Source organism: Parageobacillus sp. NEAU-HV-2 (assembly GCF_059115485.1).
Genome location: NZ_JBXUJJ010000003.1, coordinates 232,223 through 254,526, shown reverse-complemented (window position 1 = coordinate 254,526; position 22,304 = coordinate 232,223). Strand labels below are relative to the sequence as shown.

Genomic DNA, 22,304 nt, shown 5'->3' with positions numbered 1-22,304 from the left:
GAACATGATGGTATATAAAGCTTTGACGATTGCTGGTTCTGACAGCGGTGGTGGCGCCGGAATTCAGGCCGATTTAAAAACATTTCAAGAATTAGGTGTATTTGGCATGTCTGCGCTCACCGCAGTAACGGCGCAAAATACGCTTGGGGTGCAAGGGGTGTACCCGCTGCCACCGGAAGCGGTCGCACAACAAATTGAATCCGTCGGAACTGATTTAGGAGCGGATGCAGTAAAAACGGGGATGTTGTTTAGTGCAGAAATTATTGAAGCGGTTGCTGCAAAAGTGAAGCAATTCGGGTGGGACCGTCTCGTCGTCGACCCGGTCATGATCGCTAAAGGCGGCGCACCATTGTTGCAAGAAGCGGCGGTAAGCGCATTAAAAACGCATTTGCTTCCGCTAGCGATGGTGGTTACCCCGAACATTCCGGAAGCAGAAGCATTAACCGGTCTTACGATTCGAACGATGGATGACCGCAAGGAAGCAGCGAAACGTCTGCATGAACTAGGAGTGAAGTATGTTGTGATTAAAGGCGGCCATGACGATGATGGGGAAGAAACGGTCGATGTATTATATGACGGCAGGGAATTTTTCTATTTCACAAGCAAACGCATCGAAACAAAACATACGCACGGAACAGGATGTACGTTTGCAGCAGCGATAACAGCAGAGCTCGCAAAAGGAAAAACGGTACAGGAAGCAGTGCAGACGGCGAAATTGTTTATTCAAGCGGCAATTGAGCATGAATTAGGAATCGGTCATGGTCACGGCCCGACGAACCATTGGGCGTACCGGGAAAAAACGGCGCGGTAGGTGAGCAGAATGGCGCGAATAGCAAGCGACACAATGAGGGAACAACTAAAAGTATATTTTATCATGGGAAGCGTAAACTGCACAAAAGCGCCGGCAGAAGTATTGGCAGAGGCGGTTGCGGGCGGCGTTACGCTCTTTCAGTTCCGCGAGAAAGGGAGCGGCGCGCTAGTTGGCGAACAAAAATATGAGCTCGCCAAGCAATTGCAGCACATTTGCCAAGAGCATGGCATTCCGTTTATCGTCAATGACGATGTCGAATTGGCCCTTGCTCTTGACGCCGATGGAGTGCATATCGGGCAGGAAGATGAAGACGCGCGTATCGTCCGCGAAAAAATTGGCGATAAAATTCTCGGAGTGTCCGCACATAGTTTGCAAGAAGCACAAGCGGCGGTTGCGGCTGGCGCCGATTATATCGGCGTCGGTCCCATCTATCCGACGAAATCGAAAGAAGATGCGAAAAAAGCGCAAGGTCCGGAGATCATTCGTTTGCTCCGCGACGAAGGAATCGATATTCCGCTGGTCGCAATTGGGGGTATTACGGCGGACAATGCCGGTGAGGTCATTGCGGCAGGGGCGGATGGTGTTTCCGTGATCAGCGCCATCGCTTCTGCCCCGTCACCGGCGGTGGCCGCGAGACAGCTGGTTCAGGCGGTGCAATCAAGCAAAAAAGGTGCCCAAAAGTAAGGGCACCTTTTTGCTTGCCTAAGAAACTGCTTGTTTTCTTTTCGGCAAACGCAACTCTAAAAGCGGGCGCGTAATTTGTACGATCGGCTTGCTTCCAAGAAGGAGAACAATGAGAACCGACAATCCTAACAGCAGCGGGTAGCCGTGAACGCTCATGATAAAATCCGGAAACTTTGTCTCGTGCAAATATTTTAAAATAAACCCGTGCAAAACATAAACATAAAACGTTCTTGTCCCGAACACGGAAAACGAATAGCGCTGGTTTGGGATCAGAGCGAGAAAACTGATCATCATCAGCGTGCTTGCCCCATAAATCATGAGACGTCCAACAACGCCAACCTTTTCTGGAACGCCAAGCGTATCATACGATTTAGAGCCATACAGCCATTCCTGCGGCAAATCCGGAAAACCGTAATGAATTAGAACGAACATGGTAATGAGCGCAGCAATGGAAAATAAGCGGCTCCGCCGTGTAAATAAGCGCTCAATTTCGCTTTTTTCAAGAAAAAATCCTAGTAAAAAGAACGGGAAAAACGTAAACGTACGCGATAGGCTCAGCCATTTTTCCGCATCGAGCAACCCGGCTCCGACCCCCAAAAGAAGGGCGAGTGACAGCGATATCGATTTTGGTATTTTGGCAAATACCCATAACATCAAGTTCCAGCTGAACAAGCTGATTAAAAACCATAAACCCCAGTGAGGGGTTAATAAATCAAATTCGAGCGAATCTTCTTCATATAAGAAGAAATAATAAATAGAGTAAAGCAGTTGAAAAATAAGATAGGGAACAAGCAGCTTTTTTGTAATTTTTTTAAAATATCCTTGTTGATGGAACTTTTTCGCAAAATAGCCGGAAATAAAGATGAATGCAGGCATATGGAAAAAGAAAATCCAAACGTATAAGCTATGCACCCATAGCACATTGTCGATATATGGGCGGAGAAAGTGGCCGAACACGACGAGGAGCATCAATACGCATTTCGCGTTATCGAAATAATAATCCCGCTCACTCATAGTGCCTTCCTCCTTTCTTACTATACACCAATTCGAATCATACTCCTTCTTTTTTGGGGGGTCAATAGGTTATTATTTCTTGGAAAGGTGTGACAGATGCATGATCGATAAGGAAGAACGGGAAACTACCGACATGACCCAGCTTTTACAAATCATCAACGCAAAAGGGGACGAAGGGGAGCTAGAGCAAATTGTCCATCCTGTATGCAACGACGAATTATTTTGGAAAAGTTTGCGTGCATTAGCAGAGGATAGCGCCAAAACGGAGGAAGAAGGGAGGGGACATTCGTAATGGAAGTGGTGCGTGCAAAACAAATCGCGGAGTCAGGAAAAATCGTGCCAGTCACATTCGAAGGACAGCAAGTAATGATTCAACACGTGGATGAAAAACGGGAAATGGCGCGTATTTATCTCAAGAACAAACCGGAGGAAGAAATGGAAGTACCGGTTCGCCTCTTGCAGGAAGAATAGTCGTACATGTGGATGGCACGCTTCTCGTTTGTATGATATAATAAAAAAAAATGACTCAACATATGGAGTGAATCAAATGAATATCGGATTTGGCGAAATTGCCCTTATCGTTTTCTTCGCGTTGTTAATTTTTGGACCGAAAAAACTGCCGGAGTTGGGACAAGCAGCGGGAAAAACGCTGCGCGAGTTTAAAAACGCGACAAAAGGAATCATCGACGACGAAGAGCACAAAGTACAAAAATAAGGACTTGGCGTTGCATGCCAAGTCCTTATTTTTGTTCTAAATCGCACTCATGCAATGGAATGACTTTTGTTTTTTTCACGAACTTATAGCCAAGCCAGACGATAAGGAAAAGAGGCAACCCGATATAGGAAACAAGCACTCCATACCAATCGATCGTCCCGCCTATAAACGCTGGGTAGTTTTGTCCTAAAACGATAATAGTGCAAAGAACAAAGGCAAAGATCGGACCGAACGGAAACCATTTCGCTTTATACGGTAAATCCTCAAGACTTTTCCCTTGCGCCACATATGCTTTACGGAAGCGGTAATGGCTGATGGCGATGCCAAGCCAAGCGATAAACCCCGACATGCCGGAAGCGTTAAGCAGCCATGTATATACCACTCCATCGCCAAAGAGAGAGGCCAAAAAGGCAAGCGTTCCTAGCGATGAAGTAACAATTAGGGCATTTACTGGAACCCCGCGTCGGTCGAGTTTTGCTAAAAATTTCGGCGCCTTTCCTTCGCGGGCCAAGTCCCAAAGCATGCGAGTCGATGCGTACATGCCGGAGTTGCCCGCCGATAATACGGCAGTTAAAATGACTGCGTTCATGACAGAGGCGGCAAAGGCAATTCCTGCTCTGTCGAACACAAGCGTAAACGGGCTCACCGATACATCACTGTTGGCAAGCTTATCATCTGTATAAGGGATTAACAAACCGATGGCCAAAATCGCCAGCACATAAAACAGCAAAATGCGCCAAAATACCTGGCGAATAGCACGGGGAATGCTTTCTTTCGGATTTTCCGTTTCGCCAGCAGCGACGCCTAACAATTCTGTTCCCTGGAAGGAAAATCCCGCCGCCATAAAGATTCCTAGCATTGCCATAAAACCGCCGTGAAACGGTGCATCTTCGATGGTAAAGTTTTTAAAGCCAATAGCTTCGCCGCCCATGATGCCAAAGATCATGAGGAAGCTGACAATTAAAAAGATGATTACCGTTACCACTTTAATGATGGAAAACCAATATTCCGCTTCGCCAAACCCTTTGACGGATAAATAATTTAATAAAAACATAATCGCCAAACAAATCGCGCTCCATAAAAGCGATGGGCTGTTTGGAAACCAAAATTTCATAATCATCGTCACTGCGGAAAGTTCCGCCGCAATCGTAATCGCCCAGTTATACCAATAATTCCAGCCTAACGCAAACCCTAGCGCCGGATCAACGAATTTCGTCGCATACGTGCTGAAGGATCCGGAAACGGGCATATAGGCAGCCATTTCGGCTAGGCTTGTCATTAAAAAATACACCATAACGCCGATCGCGATATAGGCCGCAAGCGCTCCACCCGGCCCCGCGGTATGCACCGCTCCGCCGCTGGCTAAAAAGAGCCCTGTACCGATCGTGCCGCCAAGGGAGATCATTGTTAAATGGCGTGTTTTTAATTTTCGTTTTAGCCCGCTTTCCGAATGCGAAACAGCTAACGAGTCAGCTGTTGGTTTTGTCAGTGTTTCCATAGTTGAACCACTCCTTTTTGTTATTATAACTTTTACAAAACTAGGATCCTAATAAATAAAAAAGCCGTCGAAGGAGATTCGACGGCAGTATGACTTAGTGACTGCATCCATCAAACTCTCCCACGAAGATAGCGCTCCATACGTGCACCATTCGTGCACGTATGACAGTGTTGCCCCTATTCGGCGACAACCCCAGCCTAAACATCCAGAGAAATGTTCAGGCTTCGGCAGCTTTTCCTTTCCGGTAAAGTCTTTGACGTGCTCTGCGTCTCGTTTACCGTACTCATAAAAGCTGCGACCTCTACTTCGATGGTCGAATGAGCGGCCTTATTCTATTATGCTAATATATTAATACATTATTTCAATAATAGCAACAAAAAAGAGACAAGTATTGATAGATGCTGCCATATAATAGCGTATCGAAGTTTTTCTAGCGCGCCGGTTTGGTGGTAAGCGAGCCGAAAAACGATAGGGTGATCTCCGATGTTAAAAAAAATAATGACCACTATTATTGGCAGTATTTTTCTGGCTATCGGCATCAATGTATTTTTAGTTCCCCATCATTTACTCGATGGGGGCATTATTGGAATTGGCTTAATCGTGAAATATGTTTGGCATGTAAAAGTGGGACTGGCCATCATTTTATTAAGCATTCCCCTTTATATTATAGCTTGGTTTTACTATCGCCCCTTTTTTTATAACAGCCTGCACGGTTTATTGTTTTCTTCCTTGATGATTGATATGTTTTCTGTACTCCGCGGCGTTATTATGCTCGATCCGATTCCTAGCTCTATCATTGGCGGTGTTTTGGTCGGCTTAGGAATTGGTATGATGTTGCGGGAAGAGACGAGTACGGGAGGAACGGATTTATTAGCGCAGTTTATCGCGAGAATGACCAATTGGAATGTGGGAATTATTATTTTTCTGATCGATGCGCTGATTATTACGATTGGCAGCTTTGTCATTGATTCGACTTCCTTTCTTTATTCGCTCATTGTCGTCACCGTAGTAGGGGCGGTGACCACGATGCTCACACAGACGAAGGGATGGAGAAATTACGTGATGTAACAATCCCCATCCATCTGGCTAGCTCGAGCGTCTAGCTAATTCCAGCGCGCGATAAACGTTAATCAAGCCATATCCGTAATACGGATCTTTGCCGCTGTCGCCAAGATCGGTAGCGGTGTCGATAATAATTTGCTTCACCTCATCGTTCGACAAGCGCGGATTTAAAGAACGGATGAGACCGGCTAATGCCGTAACGTGGGGAGCGGCCATCGATGTTCCAGACAGCGCCGCGTATCGATGTTGCGTAAACGTGCTGGCAATATTAGTTCCTGGTGCAACTACATCCAAATAATTACCGTAATTGGAATAAGGGGCAAAGGAAAGATCCTGATTTACCGCGCCGACGCTGATCACTTCCGGATAGGCGGCGGGAAAGCTTGGCTGAGAAGTGCTGTCGTTTCCTAAAGCGGCAACAAGCACAACATCGCGGTCATAGGCATAACGAATCGCTTCTTCCAATACGGCAGAAGGCTGATAGTTGCCGAGGCTTAAATTGATCACTTTTGCCCCATGATCGACTGCCCAGCGGATTCCTTTTGCTACGTCAAAACTGGTGCCATATCCATCTGCGTTTAATGCTTTAATGGGCATAATCGGATTGAACCACGTGATGCCGGCAACGCCTTCATGGTTGTTCGGCTGCGATGCAATAATGCCTGCCACGTGTGTGCCGTGGCCGTTTTCATCTTCCGGAACGTTATTCTCGGTAAAAACGTTATAACCCGTTTGCAGGCGACGGACAAGATCTGGATGATCCAAATCTACCCCGCTGTCGATAACGGCAATGGTAACGCCTTTTTTTCCGCGCGACAGCGTCCAGCCTGCTTCGGTGTCAATTGCCGGCAAATTCCATTGATAACGTGAATATAATAAATCATTTGGAACTTCGTTTTGCAAATAAATATAGTTTGGTTCACTATAGGAAACAGTTGGGATTGATTCAAAATAATGATGTAATTCATGATATGTTTTGCTGTTAGAGCGAAAGATAAAAAAGTGATCAAACTGGTTGATCAATTTTCCGTCGATTGCCCGTTCTATTCGTTGGATCTCTTGTGCGGCAGGAAGCTTTCGAAACCGAACCGTAATTTCATGGTTAAAATAATGGCTTTTGTCACGGCCGTTATGATCGATTTTTATAATTTTCGGATGACGGTTTAACTGATTTTTGATTTTTTCCCCCATTGCTAAACTGTCCAATGTTACGACAGTCGGATGGGAACGAGGAGTGGTTGCCTCATAAGGGGCCGGTTTCGGTTTTAGCTGATTCGTTTCTTCATGATGGACTGTCGGACGATATGTCGACACGATTGCTGCAATCATAATAAAAAGAATGACAACTCCAGCGGCGATGGCGAAAAGAGTCTGTTTATTCATCGATATGTCACCTCACTAGTTATAGGGTGAACCAACAGAAAAAAATTATGAAAAAATGGGATTCTTACCTTGACGGTTGAATCCCATTGGAAGCAGTTATCGTACGTTACTTATTTGTAGCGCTTGCTGTGCTGCCTGCATATCTACACGAAGCTGTTCTTGCACGTTTTCTGGATGATAATATCCTTTGTTAATCATATATTGGCTGATTTGTTCATGAAGCACAATGGCGTCGTTTAAGTGCTGTTTCAGCGTGTTGCGAACTTCCGGTGTTGCCGCTTCGGCAATCGCCATGGCATAACTTTTAATGGCATTTTTTGCGCCGATTAAAAAGTCTGTCGCAATCACTTGATCGTTAAGAACGTTTGTTTGTGTCATTGGGCTTTGCATCGTGTTTCACCTCGTTTCATTTTAAGATAAAAGGTTTTGTAAGTCGCGGATTTGTTGTTGTGTTTTTTGAATATCTTGTTGGATTAGCGATTTGAGCTGTGGATCCGATACCATTCCTTGCATGGCAGTATTTTTGGCAAGGCAGACGTTTTTGAATGCAAGCAGCTCATGAAGCTCTAACGTTTCATGAGTTCCCATTGCTTTCATATGTTTTCACCACCTTCCGTGACATAGTATGCACGGTAAGGGAATTCAAATAAATGGGAAATATTATAAAAAAGCTGGCCCCATAAAACGGGAGCCAGCTTGTTAATTCATCATTCGCACAAGTTTTTTCGTCAACAATAATAAAATAAGTCCTAATCCGATGGTCACGCCGCTAATTAAGCTGAAAATTTCCAAATAACCTAATGATTGGGTAAACGCCGCTAATTGACCAGCCAACAATTGCGCGACACCAGTTCCCGCTAGCCATACGCCCATTAGCACCGATGCAAGTCGAACAGGTGCAAGTTTACTTACCATCGACAATCCAACTGGTGATAAGCAAAGTTCACCGAGCGTGTGAAGGAAATAAGTGAAAATGATGAATAATAAATTCGCTTTTTCGACGATATGTTGTTCATCGCTTCCTGTTTGTAATACAGCTGGAATTAATACGGCAAATCCAAGACCAAGTAAAATCATGCCAAGACCCATTTTTGCTGGAATTGGCAAGTCACCGCGCTTTGAATTCGAAAGTTTAATCCAGATTTGTGAAACAATCGGTGCCAACACGATGATAAAGAATGGGTTTAATGATTGGAACCAAGAAGTAGGCATCGTCCAGCCGCCGATCGATTTATCTACAAATTTGTCTGTATATAGTGTTAAAGAACTTCCAGCTTGTTCAAATCCAGCCCAGAAGAAAATAACGAAGCACGTTAAAATAAAAATAACCGCAACGTTTTGTTTTTCTTGTTTTGTTAAAGGAGCTTTTGTTTTTGTTTCCTTGTTTGTTTTCTTTGGTGCGCCGACAGGTTTTTTACCAATATCTCCTAAATAACGATTTCCAAATAGATTGAAAATTAATTGTCCAATAATCATACCGATCGCAGCAGCTAAAAATCCGTATTTAAATCCGTAATGGATGACACCATTGATGTTCGTTGCAAAATATTCTTCCGCTAAAAATCCGCATACGAGTGGCGAAAATAATGCCCCTAAGTTAATTCCCATATAGAAAATGGTGAATGCAGCGTCTTTCCGTTTATCGTTTGGAGCATAAAGTTCCCCGACAAGTGTTGAAATATTTGGTTTAAAGAAACCATTACCGATAATTAATAAAATTAATCCGATATATAACCCTGTTTGATTGTTGACGGCAAATAGCACGATATTACCGAGCGCCATCGTAATACCGCCAATCGTAATCGCCAATCTTCTCCCTAAAAATCGGTCAGACAAATAACCGCCAAAAAGTGGAGTGAAATAAACAGCGCCAGTAAAAATTCCATAAACCGTCATTGCGACGCTTGGTTTTATTCCTAATCCGCCGCTGACAAGTTCTGCCGTTAAATAAAGAACAAGAATTGCCCTCATTCCATAATAGCTAAATCGTTCCCAAAGCTCTGTAAAGAATAATAAATAAAGTCCAGGTGGATGCTTCATTTTTGTGCGCTGATTTTGCACCGTCTGTGTTTCCGGTAATGCACTCATTATATTTCCTCCTTAGTTAATATAATGGCTTTGTTAATACATTGTTAATTTTAATTTACAAAATATTTATATGTCAATAAAATTATATATAAATAGATAATTCTAAATTTTTAATAAGGTTTAACCACTATTTTACACATAAAAATTAAATAAAATATTTTTATTAGAATAATTTTTTGTGTTATTTTAATAAAATTTGAAAAATTGTATATGTTAATAAAGTTTCATAGTAGGCAGTTTTTAATAGACGTGAGGGTTTACGTTTCTTTTATGGATAATTTCCATATAGAGGGGGTACACTATGCGTGCTGCATATTCTTGATGGACGGTGAGAAGGAATGCGTAAAACATATATCAGCGTTATCATTTTCCTTATATTGTTAATTGGCGGAAGATTTTTTTTCAACACCAATGTCAAATACGCATTCTTACCTGAGAAAGACGATGTAGTGAAGTATGAAGTGAATAATCAAACGGGCACGGATATTTGGGGAAAATGGATTAGCAGGGAAACAGGAAGAATGGAAAAATTATCTGTAGATGGTACAGAAAGGTCTGTTTCTGCTAAAGACGGTGCTATTGTTGTTGATAAACAGCTTCTTCAATTAGGGCGAGAAGTGTTTTATAAAGAAACATTTGGCAATGAAGTGTTTTTAACCGATATTATGGGGCTTGTGAACGGACCGTTAACGATGACAAATATCGCCAAGGCGATTATTGCTTTAAAAGGGAAGGGGACGACAAATTTACAGGTTGAGCTGGCAGAAGATATTACAATTGGCGATCGAACATACAAAAAAGGGGAAAAAGTTGACACAGGCATCGATGTCCCTAAAGGATCCTATTTGCCGTTAGGAATGCCGGTTGTTTGGGATCACGGTAAGCTTCGCGTTGGCATTAGTTGCGCTGCTTGTCACGCGACGGTTGATCCGAAAACGAAAAAAGTGGTGGAAGGAGCACCTAACAATGATTTAAATGCTGGATTGCTCATGGCGTTAGCAACCAATTCAGCCGCTTATTTTACACATGCGGACATAAAATCGCTCAAAAGCTATATACGTTCTCTTGACCGGGCAGTGTTGGATTCAAAAGGGCGGAAATCATCGCTTCCTGATCCGCAATTGCTCGAAAAAGAGGTAGACCGTATTTTCGCAAGTTGGCCGCGAGGAAATTTCGATTCTACTATCGATATGAAGGCAAATCCATCACAAATACCGGATTCATTTACATTAGGAGATCATCCATATGGATGGAGCGGATTCGCAGCAGCTGGACCGTTCCGTGGGCTTTCTACGTTTAGCAATAACGTTCACGCACAAAACGCTGATTCTCTTGCGCAATCGGAAATTAGCGAAGCGTTATTTGGAGTGGATAAAGAAGTATATATTGGAACGATACTGCAAAATGCCGCTAACCCCAAATTTCGCTATAAGCCGAATATGAACGAAAAACCATCTGAGTTTTTTGCAAAGGTAGATCCGACCCCTGGTGTTGTCGGTGTCAACAAACTCGTTGCTCCACCGCAATTTCCAAAAGTATCGCTCGTTGCACCGGACGGGTTAGTTGTTAGTGAACCTGGATATCGATTTAATGAACAAAATAATGCTGTAGCTGCTTGGCAGAACACGATTAATCCGCCATCCATAAGCACAAAAATGGATACAGAGCAAATAGAAAGGGGGCGTGACGTATTTATTAGAGCTGGATGTATACGTTGTCATGCGGGGGCATATTTAACCAATAATCGCGTTGTTTCGGCGAAGGTTGTTGGAACCGAGCCATCGCGGGCACAAGCATTGAAGAAAACAGAAAAAGTATTTGGTGAAGCGCTTTTCTATGCTCCGGATACACCTGTCCCAGTTCCAAAAAACGCTAAAGTATTAAAAGTACCGACAGAACAGTTGGATAAAGAACAAATACGTTTAGCGTTTGCCCATGGCAATTCTCCAGGGGGGTATAAAGTGCCTAGCTTAATCGGTCTTTCTTGGAGCGCTCCTTATCTCCATGATGGGGGAGTTGCGGTCGGACCGAACGGGGAGCTCGGTTTAACGGGAACGCTGGGAAAAGGGATTGTGCCCGATGCGCGCAATAGTCTTCGCGCGTTGATGGACCGAACACTAAGGCAGCAAGTGATCCGTGCGAACGCTTCTGATCCGCAACTCCGTGCTGTGCATGTTAGCGGTGATGGTCATCGCTATTGGATTGATCCACAGGCGGGCTTTACGAAAGAAGAACAAGAAGCAGTGATCGATTATTTACTTTCCCTTACCTATCCGTAATCGATTGGGAGTAGTTCACTTGCAAAAAGATATCCTCCTCTGTCCACACTAACGGATAGGGGAGGGAGCTACATGAACGAAACGTGTTTTTATTGCCAATGTGAATGCGATGATCAAGTTCATTATGTATCGTTTTATGTTTCAGACGAAGAACATGAAAAAGCGTTATGTCCAGAATGTTATCAAGAGTGGCTCCATGGCATAAAAGGATAGAAACACAAAACCGCACCTTACGACGATACAGGTGCGGTTTTTTTCGTAAGCGGCGGAGTTGCGATCGTCTCGTGAAGATTGCTTTTTTCGTCATAAGAACGGTAAACAATAGGAGCGGTGTTAGGGGAAGAAATAGATATAAATAAAATATGTTCATCGTTTTCCTTCGGTTTTTTTGTTTCCATTGTTAAGACTGCGTTATCTAAATGAAGTGAATAAAATCGATAAGTTAGACCAAGCCATGTTTTTTCGGATATCGAAGTGTCGGGATGCTTCCGAATCAGTTCGGCGATATCGGAAAAGGAATGTTTCTCCCACTGCAGCCGGTCTATTAGCGCATTCGTCGTCTGTTTCATCCATTTTTTCCATGACTCGAACATTGCTCTCACCTTTTTTATTTAAGTATGCCCCTGTTCCTAACTTGTTTATGCGGGCAGCCTGATGGAAAAAGAAGTCAATTGTTCATCCGAGGTACATGTTATTTGTCCACCGTGATCTTCAATGATTTTTTTGCAAATGTAAAGTCCAATCCCTGTTCCTAATTTTTTCGTTGTAAAAAACGGTTCGAAAATCGTTTGGACCAATTCTTCCGGAATCGCCGGACCGTTGTTGGCGATTTTAATATAAACGGACTCGTCTTGACGGTAGGCGTCGATATAAATGCAACGGGGCTTGTCTTTTTCTTTCACCGCTTCAATGGAATTTAACAAAATGTTGATGAACACTTGGCGAAGCTGATCTTTATAGGCAAATATATGTAACGATTGGTCAATGGACATTGAGATTTTCACATCTCCATCGACAATGCTTGCGTATAAAAATTCAATGATTTCCTCGAATAGCTGCAAAAGCGAAAAGGTTTCTTTTTCGCTTTCCACTATTTCTTTTCTAGAAGCATGAAGAAATTGGGAAATGCGAAACTTAAGCTGCTGCAGTTCATGGTCAATAATATCAAGATACGGCAAATTCGGGTGTTCGAATTTTAATAATTGAACAAATCCCATAATGGCTGTCAGCGGATTACGAAATTCGTGCACGAAACTCGATGACATTTGCCCAAGCAACGTTAAGCGATCTTTATGAGATTGGGTGATAAATAAGTTTTTCTCCCGCAATTCCGCTTCTTTTAGCTCGTTGTATTTCGTAACGGCGTAAAATAAAAATTGATCAAACACGCAATTGATTTCATCGATCAGCGGGAGCAATTCTTCGATCGGCAATGTTGACTGAAGCGCATACTTTATCACTAATCTTCGCCCGAGATTTGTATTGTAAACAAACTCGCCGATGCTCATCTTTGTTTCCGCTCGTTCTTTCGCGATTTTGTAGGCAAGCTGCTCGATGTTTTCCCGATTGGATGCCGAGTGAAGCAGTGTGTCTTTGACGAGCTGAAACATCGCTACTCCGTTATGCACGACGTGATCGATATATTTATCGTTATCAGCGATATACATATTGCTTCGCCAGTAAGAAAGAAAGTCGGAAAAGTGCTCATCTAAATGGGCGATTAATTTTTGCACCGCGGACGTCAAACGATGTCACCTCGTTTTTATCAATTTACTTTTTATTATAAAGGGGAATGTGCAAGTAGAATAGATGGAAAATGGAAATGATATCAATTCATTGATCACTGAATGTGAACAATTTTTCACAAATTCTTCACAATATTCGTTTATAATGGACTTGTTGATGAAAGGAGGGGGCGAGGTGAGGAAAGCGCGCCTATTTCTTCTTATATTGGGGCTGTTCTTGGTGTATGGATGTGAAAAAGCAACATTTCCGGCGGTTCCAAAGCGGCCGCAAATATTAATTAGCGTCAATGTGAACGATGAAAGTGTCGAATTTTTCGATGCGAAAACAGGGTCGGCCCTGGCGGAATGGAAGGTGAAAAAACCGGTTCAAGGCGCCGCGCTGCTTCGCGATCAGCGAACATTGCTGCTATATGGCAATGAGCTAGATCGTGTTTACCTGTATGATATCAAGACCGGAAAGGCAACACAGGAATGGCAAACAGGAAAAGGAATTGTTCATGCGCTCGTATCGAATAAAGGGGATGCTGTTTTTTTGGCGGACGATCGGCAAAACGCCATCCGTATCTTTAAGGAAAATGGACAGGAGGCTGGGAAAATCGCAGTAGGCGACAGGCCACTGACTTTATTGCAAAACGATGCAGGGACGCTTCTGTATGTCATTGACTTTCGCAACACAAAAGCGTATATCGTTCAAGTCGACAAACGGCGGGTAGTTCGGACGTTTTCTGTTCCGAAATTTGCCGTTGGCGGCTTGCTACGTGAGGAAGAAGGGGAATTATGGATTGGAGGCCACGGAAGCGGCAACACCGTGGAAACGAATATTCATATTTACTCGGCTAGCACAGGAGCGTTGGTCAAAACGGTAAAAGCGCCCGTGATGCCTGTAAGTTTTGCGGAAACAAGAGAAGGAATTTATGCTTTAAGCCATGGCTCAAGTACGCTACGGAAATGGGATGATTCAGGAAAATTGGAATCATCGGTCATCGTAGGGGCGAATCCGTTTACCATGATTGGGGCAAATGAACGGCTATATATTGCTAGTTATGATAGTGATGAAATATATGTTGTGGACGAGCGTACGATGAAAATAATCGCTCGATGGAAAACAGGGAAAGGTCCGTTTCAATTGTTGATGGCGGAAGGAGAATGACAGTGGAGAAGAAAACAGTATTAATTGTAGATGACGAGGAAGATATGCGTTTTTTAGTCAGGATGTATTTAGAAAACGCCGGCTTTTCTTGTTTGGAAGCCGAAGATGGAGACCGGGCGCTGGAAGTGTTGGAAGATGTGAAAGTAGATGCCGTTTTAATTGACATTATGATGCCGAAAATGGATGGGTTTGCCTTATGCGAACGAATTCGCCAGCAATCGGACGTTCCTATTTTGTTTTTAACGGCAAGGGGAGAAGAATGGGATAAAGTAAGAGGTTTGAAGCTTGGCGGCGACGATTACATTGTGAAGCCGTTTAGTCCGGGAGAATTGATCGCTCGCATTGAAGCGGTGATGCGCCGTTCCTATCACGCCGGCAATAGCGGCCTTTCGTTTGGCTCGCTTATGATTGATGAAAGAGGAAGAAAAGTAACGGTAGATGGGGAGCCAGTGATTCTTACTTTAAAGGAATTCGACCTGCTTTTGTTTTTGGCAAAACATCACGGACAAGTATTTAGCCGCGAAGAGCTGCTCGCAAAAGTATGGGGATATGATTATACGGGAAATGCGCGAACGGTTGATACCCATATTAAAACGTTGCGCATGAAGCTAAAGCAGGCGAGCGATTTCATTCATACAGTCTGGGGAATTGGATATAAATTTGAGGTGTCGTAAATGCGGCGAAACACGCTGACATTAGAGCAAAAAATATGGTTGATGATTAGCCTTGGCGTTATTTTGACCGTATCGTTTTCCTCTTTTTTATTAGATTATTTCTATCAAAAACTATACGTAGATAAAGTAGAACAGACGCTGCTCCAAGAAGGAAGATGGTTGGCATCCGATTATCGCGGCGGTGCGGTTAGCGAAACATTCCGCAAACAAATTGAATGGTATGATAAAAAATCAACGGCCGAAGTGATGCTAGTGAACAACCCACGCGAATTAAGCGCTTGCCTGCCGTTTGATATTAACTATCAATCGTTGATTAGCGGAAAGGATCGCGCAAAGTTATTGAACGGCGAGACGGTGACAAAGATCGGCTACGAAAAGCGATTTCACCGCAAAATTATGGGAGTGATTGTTCCGCTTTTAGATGGCTATCGCCTGCAAGGGGTGATTTACCTTTACATCCCGCTTGCAAGCATTCAAGAGTTAACGAAAGATGTCGCGATGATTTGGCTTCCGCTCGCAGCATTGTTTGTCTTTGTTCTTCTTTTCGCTGGAAAGCGGCTCGTCCGCCATATAACCGGTCCGCTAAAGGAGATGGAAGAGGTTGCTTATCATATGTCGCAAGGAAACTATGAAGCGCAAATTCCGGTGCGGACGAACGATGAAATAGGCAGACTGGCGAAAGCGTTCAATGTCATGGCGAAAGCAATTGCGGAAGAAGATATGCGAAAGCGCGAGTTTTTAGCAAACGTTTCCCATGAATTGCGGACGCCATTAAGCTATGTGAAAGGATATAGCGAAGCGGTATTGCAAGGATTAGTGAAGACGAAGGAAGAGGAAAGAAAGTATGTGCAGCTGATTCATCGGGAAGCGGGCCGAATGGAGAGGCTTGTCCGTGATTTGCTTGATTTGGCGCAATTAGAAGGTAATAGTGTGCCACTAAAAAAAACACCGCTTGTATTTGCGCAAGTGATCGAAGATACGGCCGTAAAATACGAACCGTTTTTACAAAAAAAACAAATTACTCTTAACATGGAATTAGATCACGACATTATTTTGGAAGGGGATGCCGACCGGCTTGAACAAGTCGTGCAAAACCTTTTAGATAATGCTGTTCGTTATACCCCAACCGCCGGAAAGATCGATATACAATTGAAAAAAGTTGGCACTACGAGTTGTCAGCTTATCATTCGTGATTCAGGAAAAGGAGTTCCAAAAGAAAAGCTGCCGCTTCTTGGACAACGCTTTTTCCGTGTCGATCAGGCACGTACGAGAAAGGAAGGCGGTACAGGATTAGGTTTGGCGATTGTCAAACAAATTATTTCCCTTCACGATGGAACGATTTCGTTTTTCAGTGAAGAAGGGAAAGGAATGGAAGTGGTGGTTCAGCTTCCGATATACGCCGAGTAACCATCATTGAAAGAAAATCCAAATAACCTTATAATCATATAAGAATAATTTCAATAAAGGTTGGGGACTTGTGATGAAACGATACAACTCTATTTTAGACTTAATCGGCAATACGCCAATTGTCAAATTAAACCGCATTCCTGATCCGCATGGTGCGGATGTGTATATGAAACTAGAATCGTTTAACCCGGGAGGAAGCGTGAAAGACCGGGCAGCGTTTGAAATGATTCGGCGCGCGGAGCAAGAAGGAAAGATTGTGCCGGGGAAAAGCACGATTATCGAACCGACTTCAGGCAATACCGGAATCGGTTTGGCAATGGTATGTGCGGCTCGGGGCTATCGTTGCATTATCACGATGCCGGATAACGCAACGGTTGAGCGGGTAAAAATTTTAAAAGCATACGGGGCAGAAGTGTATTTAACGCCGGCGGAAAAACGGATGCAAGGAGCGATTGATGAGGCAAACCGGCTCGCTGCGCAAATCCCAGACAGCTTCATCCCGATGCAGTTTGAAAATCCGGCGAATCCCGATGCGCACCGCCATAGCACGGCACGGGAAATTTTTGAAGCGTTCGACGGCAAACTCGATGCGTTCGTATTAACAGCTGGTACTGGTGGAACGGTAACAGGGACGGGGGAAGAATTGAAAAAACAAATTCCTCATTTGCGTATTTACGTGGTGGAACCGTATGGCTCTCCTGTGCTTTCTGGAGGAAAGCCAGGACCGCATAAAATCCCGGGTACAGGTCCGGGTTTTATCCCGAAAATCTTAAACCGCGACATTTACGATGATATTTTTTTAATTAAAGATGAAGACGCGCAAATGATGGCGCGCCGGCTTGCTGCAGAAGAAGGTATTCTTGTCGGTGCTTCTGCTGCGGCCAGCGCCTATTATGCTGTCGAAGTGGCCAAACAGCTTCCAAAAGAGGCGCGTGTTCTTTGCATGGCGCCGGATTCGGGAGAGCGTTATTTGTCGTCCGATTTATTTGCAGAGTAACAAAAGGCCCGCTTAAGCGGGTCTTTTGTTTTCTCGTTATTCCCAAGCAATATCCTGCGAAAAACATAAAGCGCGCATGAACTATCCCAACGTTCCGTAACAGAGCTGGTATATGCGAATCGGTTTGCGTAAGGCCGCCAATCCGTTCGAACACAAACAGAAAAATCCACCACAAACATAGTTTCAAACTTTTTTGATTTTTTGTACAAAAACGCCGTTTTAACTGATGACCGCTCACGGTCAATTATGATAAACTAAATAAAAAAAGGAGGTGTAGACCTGGTTGCTAAAATCGTTGTCGTGCACGGACCGATGGAAGGAATGGTGCACGACAGGTGCCGTCGCTGACAGCGAGCTACGGGGTGTCTTTCACAGCAGGTGAGACATTAGGATTCCCTTCCTGATGGAACTCGGTGAGAATCCGAACAGTAAGCGGTATTTGCTGATTCCATCGCGATGAGTTATAGATTTTAGTAACCAGGAATGGAGGTTGAATTACTCAACAACGTATTCATCTAGTCCCATTGCTAAACTAACAGTTACATTTTTAGCAGCACTGGCAGTGGCAACAGGGGGTCTTTACGTCGGACAATGGATTCCGGCAGCGCTGCATTTGCCGCTTGCGATGCTGGAGATCGTTTTGCTGCTTGTGATGATTTTTTCCCGCAGCAAAAAAGCGGTCGGCTATCCGCTTATGTACAGCTTTATGCTCGTATCTGGCGCAACGCTCTATCCGCTGATCGGCTATTATATTTCCGTTATCGGCGCCGATGCGGTGCTGAAGGCATTTGCGCTGGCGGTCGTCTCATTTTCCGGCGTGGCCATTTACGCGGCAAAAACGAAAGAAGATTTTTCGTTTCTTGGCGGCTTTTTAATATTAGGCGCGTTTGCGCTGCTTGGGCTTTTAATCATTCAATGGTTTATTCCGTTTTCCAGCGTCGGTCAAATGGGAATCGCTGCCTTAGGGATTCTCATTTTCCTTGGTTTTACGATTTACGATATCAACCGCCTTGCCCGCTACGGTTTTACGGAGGCGGACATTCCGATGATTGTCGTCAACATTTATCTTGACTTTATTAACTTGTTTGTTTATATTTTGCGCTTTTTTGCCAGCGATGAAGATTGATCGAACGTTTATACAAAAAGGACTGTTTTCCCTGTTGGTCAGGGAACAGTCCTTCTTCATTGCAGTAAGCAGTCAGACTGCTAAATCGCGCTTCGAAAAGAAATATGAAGAATTTTTGAAAGAAAATCATTCTTTTTAAGAAAAGGTTGAGTATATCATTTTTGAAAAGCAAAAGGTGCTCGAGCAAATCCTAGTCGATGTATTGTAGCGGGTGATTCAAGAAAATGAAGAAGTTCGTCGTGTTGTTGATATGCTATATCAAACACACGTGATTCCGCTGTTTGTGGAAATGATCAAAGAGGTTCAGGAAATCGATCCGAATCTTTCTATTGATATCTTGTTGTTTTACGTAAATATGGAAATAGGAGAGAAGGTTCCTTCTTCTATCAATGATGAAAGATTCACGGAAGAACTTGTTCAGTTGTTTTTCTGCGGAGTGAAAGGAGCGGAACGTCATGAGGGAACTGCTTGAAAAAAAACGGCAATATTTTCAAGCAGGGGAAACAAAATCAGTGGAATTTCGCCTAAAGCAGCTTGAAAAGTTAAAAAAAGCGATCGAAATGCATGAAAACGAGATTATCGATACCCTCTACGCGGAGCTGAATAAGCCGCCGCTGGAAGCGTACAGCATGGAAATTGGTTTCGTATATAAGGAAATCAGCTTTATAATGAAGCATTTACGAAAGTGGACAAGGCCGAAGCGGGTAAAAACGCCGCTGACGCATGCAGGAGCGAAAAGCTTTATTTATCCGGAGCCGTACGGAGTTAGCCTTATCATCGCACCGTGGAACTATCCGTTTCAATTGACGATCGTACCGTTAGTCGGTGCCATTGCCGCGGGAAACTGCGCTGTTGTGAAGCCGTCGGAATATACGCCGCGCATGTCGTCACTTTTAAAAATGATCATTGAAGAAACGTTTCCAAGCGATTATATTTCCGTTGTCGAAGGGGGAGTGGACGTTAGCATCGAACTGTTGAAGCTGCGATTTGACCATATTTTTTTTACCGGAAGCGTTCCGGTCGGAAAAATTGTAATGGAGGCGGCTAGCAAGCATCTCACACCGGTTACGCTCGAGCTAGGCGGAAAAAGTCCGGTGATCGTTGATCAGACAGCAAATATTGATCTCGCGGCAAAGCGGATTGTTTGGGGGAAATTCTCGAACGCTGGTCAAACGTGCATCGCTCCGGATTATGCGCTAATACATGATGAAGTGAAAGACGCATTGATAGAAAAAATGAAACACTACATTCGTGCGTTTTACGGTGATATGCCGGAAATGAGCGGACATTACGCCAAAATAGTCAGCGAACGTCACACAAAGCGGCTCGTTTCCTTTTTGCAAGACGGAACAATCGTACACGGCGGCCGCTACAATATTGCCCAACAATGGATGGAGCCGACGATCATCGAGAAAGTTGACGTAAATGCTTCTATTATGCAAGAGGAAATTTTCGGCCCGATTTTGCCGGTTTTTTCGTTTACGAACATCGACGAAGCAATCCACTTTATCCAACGTTACGAAAAACCGCTGGCACTATATTTGTTTTCGGAGGATCGCCGCGTGCAACAAGCGGTGTTGGAGCGAGTTAGTTTCGGCGGTGGCTGCATTAACGATACGCTCATGCATATTGCGACGCCGTATTTGCCGTTCGGCGGCGTTGGACAAAGTGGGTTTGGGGCGTATCACGGCAAAGCGAGCTTTGACGCTTTTTCCCATTATAAAAGCATCCTCAAACAAACGACCGTATGGGATATCGCTGTGCGCTATCCAAATTACCCGAAGGCGTTTCAATGGGTAAAACGGTTGCTGAAATAAGCAGGAATACAGCATCTCCAGCGAGAATGATAAGCAATATTCGTCGGAAAGGAGGAAGAAAGAATGAACGAGTTTGCTGTTAACATATCAACTATTTTTACAGAAATGCCGTTTTTACAACGATTTCAAAAAGCAAGAGAGTACGGTTTTTCGTTCGTGGAGTGCCAGTTTCCATACGAATATCCTATCGAACGCATTCGCGACGAGCTTTATCAGCACCAATTGTCTCTCGTATTAATCAATTTGCCGCCGGGAAATTGGGAGAAAGGAGAGAGAGGATTAGCGATTTTTCCCGATAGGGCGGATGAGTTTCGGCGGTCCGTCGAAGAAGGAATTCGGTACGCAACCGAGCTAAACGTGCCTTATGTTCATTGTATGGCGGGCGTGCTTCCAAATGATTTAGAACGGGAGAAAGCGAAAGAGACGTACATGCGTCATTTGCATGATGCGGCAAAGCAAATGGCCCAGCATTCTCTGACGCTGTTAATCGAACCGATTAATCCGTTTGATATGCCGAACTATTTTTTAACGGACGTGGATGAAGCCGTGTCGATCATTAAAGAGATTGGGCTGGCCAACATCAAACTGCAATATGATTTTTACCATATGCAGCGCACGCGAGGAAACTTAATCGCAACGTTTGATGTCTATTTTGATTGGATTGCCCATGTGCAAATTGCCGATGTGCCGGGGCGCCATGAGCCAGGAACGGGGGAAGTCCGCTACGAATACGTGTTTCAGTTTTTAAAAGAACGTGGCTATAGCGGAGCGGTAGGGCTCGAATATATTCCATCGAACCACAGCGAGCAGAGTTTTCAATGGATGAACGATTACATGCTCTAAAAAAGGAAAGAAGGGAGGAAGCATCCCGAGCAAGCGGCGATGCGCACAAACATGAAAATTGGATTCATTGGCACGGGAGTCATGGGATCGAGAATGGTCAAACGGCTGCTTGCGGCTGGGTATGACGTCATTGTATACAACCGCTCTGCGGAGAAAGCGGTGCCGCTATTGGAGCTTGGAGCGGAAAGAGCGGATAGTATTGCGAAGCTGGCGCAATGTTCGGATGTGATTTGCACTTGTCTATCGATGCCGGATGATGTCATCGATGTTTATTTGCGCAAAGGCGGTGTGATCGAAAGCGCCAGGCCGGGTATAATTTGCCTTGATTTTACGACAGTAGGACCGGACACGAGCAGAACGGTTGCGAACGAAGCGGAAGAAAAGGGGATATATTTTTTAGATGCACCGGTAAGCGGCGGGCCGGAAGGAGCGGAGCAAGGAACCTTGACGATTATGGTTGGCGGGGCGAAGACAGCGTGGGAACAAGTGATGCCGCTTCTGAACGTCCTTGGCGAAACAGTCGAATATTTAGGAGAAAGCGGGGCGGGCAGTGCGGCCAAACTTATTAATCAATATCTTGTTGCCGTTCATTCCGTCGCCGCATCTGAGGCGATGGTTGCCGGGGTCGCGTTTGGACTTGACGCACAGCAGCTCTATCGCATTTTGAAAGCAAGCTATGGGGACAGCCGCATGCTGCGCCGGCATATGGAGCAATATGTGCTGCCGCGTCGGTTTGCGCCGGGCGGAGCAGTAAAGTATGTACATAAAGATGTTCGTTTGGCTAACGAGCTGATGAAGGAAATGGGCATGAAGCAATTTTTAGGGCAAATGGCGGAAGCAGCGTTTTCCCTTGCTATGCAACAGGGACTGTCCGATTTAGATATGTCCGCGGTCATTCAGCCGCTCGAACAACGATGCAACGTGACGGTTAAAAAGGAGAGTGAATAGAATTATTGATAAATTCTAAAAATTCGTTGAAAAAAGTAAAAATAGATGTTTTAATAATAATAA

At 44.3% G+C, this 22,304-nt stretch carries 25 protein-coding genes and 1 riboswitch; of the genes, 17 read left to right on the top strand and 8 right to left on the bottom strand.

Features of this window, described 5'->3' with window-relative positions; all coding sequences use genetic code 11:
• Nucleotides 1-7: 7 nt before the first annotated feature.
• Nucleotides 8-811 (top strand): bifunctional hydroxymethylpyrimidine kinase/phosphomethylpyrimidine kinase, encoded by an 804-nt coding sequence (gene thiD / locus AC1WMD_RS07585; protein WP_043905018.1) that lies wholly within the window; start codon nucleotides 8-10, stop codon nucleotides 809-811.
• A 9-nt stretch (nucleotides 812-820) separates the two neighbouring features.
• On the top strand, nucleotides 821-1,495 hold the full coding sequence (gene thiE, locus AC1WMD_RS07580) for a thiamine phosphate synthase (protein ID WP_494256533.1): 675 nt from the start codon (nucleotides 821-823) through the stop codon (nucleotides 1,493-1,495).
• An 18-nt stretch (nucleotides 1,496-1,513) separates the two neighbouring features.
• On the opposite strand, the gene AC1WMD_RS07575 is transcribed toward thiE, so the two are convergent.
• Complete coding sequence (locus AC1WMD_RS07575) at nucleotides 1,514-2,509, bottom strand: acyltransferase family protein (protein ID WP_494256532.1); 996 nt, start codon at nucleotides 2,507-2,509, stop codon at nucleotides 1,514-1,516.
• 100 nt (nucleotides 2,510-2,609) lie between these two features.
• Between AC1WMD_RS07575 and AC1WMD_RS07570 the strand changes: the two genes are divergently transcribed.
• From AC1WMD_RS07570 to tatAY, 3 genes are all read left to right on the top strand, one after another.
• A complete protein-coding gene (locus tag AC1WMD_RS07570; RefSeq protein ID WP_494256530.1) occupies nucleotides 2,610-2,801 on the top strand; it encodes a hypothetical protein in 192 nt (63 codons plus the stop codon).
• Entirely contained in the window at nucleotides 2,801-2,980 is a 180-nt protein-coding gene (locus AC1WMD_RS07565; protein ID WP_043905014.1) for an H-type small acid-soluble spore protein, read from the top strand. Before AC1WMD_RS07570 ends, AC1WMD_RS07565 begins: the two co-directional genes overlap by 1 nt.
• 76 nt (nucleotides 2,981-3,056) lie before the next feature.
• Nucleotides 3,057-3,224, top strand: a complete 168-nt coding sequence (tatAY, locus tag AC1WMD_RS07560; RefSeq protein WP_043905013.1) for a sec-independent protein translocase protein TatAY — start codon at nucleotides 3,057-3,059, stop codon at nucleotides 3,222-3,224.
• Nucleotides 3,225-3,249: 25 nt separating this feature from the next.
• Here the strand turns inward: tatAY and AC1WMD_RS07555 are convergent, their stop codons facing one another.
• Nucleotides 3,250-4,722 carry an amino acid permease gene (locus AC1WMD_RS07555; RefSeq protein WP_494256529.1) on the bottom strand — a complete coding sequence of 491 codons (1,473 nt, stop codon included), beginning with the start codon at nucleotides 4,720-4,722 and terminating at the stop codon, nucleotides 3,250-3,252.
• A gap of 121 nt (nucleotides 4,723-4,843) precedes the next feature.
• Nucleotides 4,844-5,034: riboswitch (Lysine riboswitch) on the bottom strand.
• 171 nt (nucleotides 5,035-5,205) lie between these two features.
• On the opposite strand from AC1WMD_RS07555, the gene AC1WMD_RS07550 reads away from it, so the two are divergent.
• Complete coding sequence (locus AC1WMD_RS07550) at nucleotides 5,206-5,790, top strand: YitT family protein (RefSeq protein ID WP_494256527.1); 585 nt, start codon at nucleotides 5,206-5,208, stop codon at nucleotides 5,788-5,790.
• An 18-nt stretch (nucleotides 5,791-5,808) separates the two neighbouring features.
• On the opposite strand, the gene AC1WMD_RS07545 is transcribed toward AC1WMD_RS07550, so the two are convergent.
• The 4 genes from AC1WMD_RS07545 to AC1WMD_RS07530 form a co-directional block, all read right to left on the bottom strand.
• Complete coding sequence (locus tag AC1WMD_RS07545; protein ID WP_494256525.1) at nucleotides 5,809-7,167, bottom strand: S8 family peptidase; 1,359 nt, start codon at nucleotides 7,165-7,167, stop codon at nucleotides 5,809-5,811.
• A gap of 96 nt (nucleotides 7,168-7,263) precedes the next feature.
• Nucleotides 7,264-7,557: a spore coat protein gene (locus tag AC1WMD_RS07540; protein WP_494256524.1), complete on the bottom strand. Its 294-nt coding sequence runs from the start codon at nucleotides 7,555-7,557 to the stop codon at nucleotides 7,264-7,266.
• Between the two features lie 21 nt (nucleotides 7,558-7,578).
• Nucleotides 7,579-7,764 carry a DUF892 family protein gene (locus AC1WMD_RS07535; RefSeq protein WP_043905008.1) on the bottom strand — a complete coding sequence of 62 codons (186 nt, stop codon included), beginning with the start codon at nucleotides 7,762-7,764 and terminating at the stop codon, nucleotides 7,579-7,581.
• A 102-nt stretch (nucleotides 7,765-7,866) separates the two neighbouring features.
• Nucleotides 7,867-9,255, bottom strand: coding sequence for a peptide MFS transporter (locus tag AC1WMD_RS07530; protein WP_043905007.1), 1,389 nt, complete (start codon nucleotides 9,253-9,255; stop codon nucleotides 7,867-7,869).
• Nucleotides 9,256-9,593: 338 nt separating this feature from the next.
• Between AC1WMD_RS07530 and AC1WMD_RS07525 the strand changes: the two genes are divergently transcribed.
• Both AC1WMD_RS07525 and AC1WMD_RS07520 read left to right on the top strand, forming a co-directional pair.
• Nucleotides 9,594-11,534 (top strand): hypothetical protein, encoded by a 1,941-nt coding sequence (locus AC1WMD_RS07525; RefSeq protein ID WP_043905006.1) that lies wholly within the window; start codon nucleotides 9,594-9,596, stop codon nucleotides 11,532-11,534.
• A gap of 72 nt (nucleotides 11,535-11,606) precedes the next feature.
• Complete coding sequence (locus AC1WMD_RS07520) at nucleotides 11,607-11,747, top strand: hypothetical protein (RefSeq protein ID WP_186003854.1); 141 nt, start codon at nucleotides 11,607-11,609, stop codon at nucleotides 11,745-11,747.
• A gap of 17 nt (nucleotides 11,748-11,764) precedes the next feature.
• Here the strand turns inward: AC1WMD_RS07520 and AC1WMD_RS07515 are convergent, their stop codons facing one another.
• Together AC1WMD_RS07515 and AC1WMD_RS07510 are read right to left on the bottom strand one after the other, a co-directional pair.
• A complete protein-coding gene (locus AC1WMD_RS07515; RefSeq protein ID WP_043905005.1) occupies nucleotides 11,765-12,127 on the bottom strand; it encodes a hypothetical protein in 363 nt (120 codons plus the stop codon).
• Nucleotides 12,128-12,172: 45 nt separating this feature from the next.
• Complete coding sequence (locus AC1WMD_RS07510; RefSeq protein ID WP_494256522.1) at nucleotides 12,173-13,279, bottom strand: histidine kinase N-terminal domain-containing protein; 1,107 nt, start codon at nucleotides 13,277-13,279, stop codon at nucleotides 12,173-12,175.
• Between the two features lie 175 nt (nucleotides 13,280-13,454).
• Here AC1WMD_RS07510 and AC1WMD_RS07505 point away from each other — a divergent pair, with 175 nt between their 5' ends.
• From AC1WMD_RS07505 to AC1WMD_RS07465, 9 genes are all read left to right on the top strand, one after another.
• A complete protein-coding gene (locus tag AC1WMD_RS07505; RefSeq protein WP_494256520.1) occupies nucleotides 13,455-14,429 on the top strand; it encodes a YncE family protein in 975 nt (324 codons plus the stop codon).
• Between the two features lie 2 nt (nucleotides 14,430-14,431).
• The gene (locus AC1WMD_RS07500) at nucleotides 14,432-15,103 is read left to right on the top strand and encodes a response regulator transcription factor (RefSeq protein WP_043905003.1); all 672 of its coding nucleotides are present in this window, start codon (nucleotides 14,432-14,434) and stop codon (nucleotides 15,101-15,103) included.
• The gene (locus tag AC1WMD_RS07495; RefSeq protein ID WP_043905002.1) at nucleotides 15,104-16,510 is read left to right on the top strand and encodes a sensor histidine kinase; all 1,407 of its coding nucleotides are present in this window, start codon (nucleotides 15,104-15,106) and stop codon (nucleotides 16,508-16,510) included.
• 73 nt (nucleotides 16,511-16,583) lie between these two features.
• The gene (gene cysK, locus AC1WMD_RS07490) at nucleotides 16,584-17,507 is read left to right on the top strand and encodes a cysteine synthase A (RefSeq protein WP_043905001.1); all 924 of its coding nucleotides are present in this window, start codon (nucleotides 16,584-16,586) and stop codon (nucleotides 17,505-17,507) included.
• A gap of 490 nt (nucleotides 17,508-17,997) precedes the next feature.
• Entirely contained in the window at nucleotides 17,998-18,633 is a 636-nt protein-coding gene (locus tag AC1WMD_RS07485) for a Bax inhibitor-1/YccA family protein (RefSeq protein ID WP_043905000.1), read from the top strand.
• 211 nt (nucleotides 18,634-18,844) lie between these two features.
• Nucleotides 18,845-19,105 carry a hypothetical protein gene (locus tag AC1WMD_RS07480; protein ID WP_052351487.1) on the top strand — a complete coding sequence of 87 codons (261 nt, stop codon included), beginning with the start codon at nucleotides 18,845-18,847 and terminating at the stop codon, nucleotides 19,103-19,105.
• Nucleotides 19,089-20,450 (top strand): aldehyde dehydrogenase, encoded by a 1,362-nt coding sequence (locus tag AC1WMD_RS07475; RefSeq protein WP_494256518.1) that lies wholly within the window; start codon nucleotides 19,089-19,091, stop codon nucleotides 20,448-20,450. Before AC1WMD_RS07480 ends, AC1WMD_RS07475 begins: the two co-directional genes overlap by 17 nt.
• 63 nt (nucleotides 20,451-20,513) lie before the next feature.
• Nucleotides 20,514-21,293, top strand: coding sequence for a hydroxypyruvate isomerase family protein (locus tag AC1WMD_RS07470; RefSeq protein WP_043904998.1), 780 nt, complete (start codon nucleotides 20,514-20,516; stop codon nucleotides 21,291-21,293).
• Between the two features lie 51 nt (nucleotides 21,294-21,344).
• Nucleotides 21,345-22,241: an NAD(P)-dependent oxidoreductase gene (locus AC1WMD_RS07465; RefSeq protein ID WP_494256517.1), complete on the top strand. Its 897-nt coding sequence runs from the start codon at nucleotides 21,345-21,347 to the stop codon at nucleotides 22,239-22,241.
• The last annotated feature ends 63 nt before the right edge of the window (nucleotides 22,242-22,304 follow it).

Excerpts from the sequence above, each read along its gene's own strand:
- AC1WMD_RS07465 (WP_494256517.1), top strand. The coding sequence starts at position 21,345 with ATGAAAATTGGATTCATTGGCACGGGAGTCATGGGATCGAGAATGGTC.
- tatAY (WP_043905013.1), top strand. The coding sequence starts at position 3,057 with ATGAATATCGGATTTGGCGAAATTGCCCTTATCGTTTTCTTCGCGTTG.
- AC1WMD_RS07550 (WP_494256527.1), top strand. The coding sequence starts at position 5,206 with ATGTTAAAAAAAATAATGACCACTATTATTGGCAGTATTTTTCTGGCT.
- AC1WMD_RS07565 (WP_043905014.1), top strand. The coding sequence starts at position 2,801 with ATGGAAGTGGTGCGTGCAAAACAAATCGCGGAGTCAGGAAAAATCGTG.
- AC1WMD_RS07575 (WP_494256532.1), bottom strand. The coding sequence starts at position 2,509 with ATGAGTGAGCGGGATTATTATTTCGATAACGCGAAATGCGTATTGATG.
- cysK (WP_043905001.1), top strand. The coding sequence starts at position 16,584 with ATGAAACGATACAACTCTATTTTAGACTTAATCGGCAATACGCCAATT.
- AC1WMD_RS07475 (WP_494256518.1), top strand. The coding sequence starts at position 19,089 with ATGAGGGAACTGCTTGAAAAAAAACGGCAATATTTTCAAGCAGGGGAA.
- AC1WMD_RS07570 (WP_494256530.1), top strand. The coding sequence starts at position 2,610 with ATGATCGATAAGGAAGAACGGGAAACTACCGACATGACCCAGCTTTTA.
- AC1WMD_RS07535 (WP_043905008.1), bottom strand. The coding sequence starts at position 7,764 with ATGAAAGCAATGGGAACTCATGAAACGTTAGAGCTTCATGAGCTGCTT.
- AC1WMD_RS07515 (WP_043905005.1), bottom strand. The coding sequence starts at position 12,127 with ATGTTCGAGTCATGGAAAAAATGGATGAAACAGACGACGAATGCGCTA.
- AC1WMD_RS07545 (WP_494256525.1), bottom strand. The coding sequence starts at position 7,167 with ATGAATAAACAGACTCTTTTCGCCATCGCCGCTGGAGTTGTCATTCTT.
- AC1WMD_RS07495 (WP_043905002.1), top strand. The coding sequence starts at position 15,104 with ATGCGGCGAAACACGCTGACATTAGAGCAAAAAATATGGTTGATGATT.
- AC1WMD_RS07520 (WP_186003854.1), top strand. The coding sequence starts at position 11,607 with ATGAACGAAACGTGTTTTTATTGCCAATGTGAATGCGATGATCAAGTT.
- thiE (WP_494256533.1), top strand. The coding sequence starts at position 821 with ATGGCGCGAATAGCAAGCGACACAATGAGGGAACAACTAAAAGTATAT.
- AC1WMD_RS07530 (WP_043905007.1), bottom strand. The coding sequence starts at position 9,255 with ATGAGTGCATTACCGGAAACACAGACGGTGCAAAATCAGCGCACAAAA.
- AC1WMD_RS07540 (WP_494256524.1), bottom strand. The coding sequence starts at position 7,557 with ATGCAAAGCCCAATGACACAAACAAACGTTCTTAACGATCAAGTGATT.
- AC1WMD_RS07470 (WP_043904998.1), top strand. The coding sequence starts at position 20,514 with ATGAACGAGTTTGCTGTTAACATATCAACTATTTTTACAGAAATGCCG.
- thiD (WP_043905018.1), top strand. The coding sequence starts at position 8 with ATGGTATATAAAGCTTTGACGATTGCTGGTTCTGACAGCGGTGGTGGC.
- AC1WMD_RS07525 (WP_043905006.1), top strand. The coding sequence starts at position 9,594 with ATGCGTAAAACATATATCAGCGTTATCATTTTCCTTATATTGTTAATT.
- AC1WMD_RS07555 (WP_494256529.1), bottom strand. The coding sequence starts at position 4,722 with ATGGAAACACTGACAAAACCAACAGCTGACTCGTTAGCTGTTTCGCAT.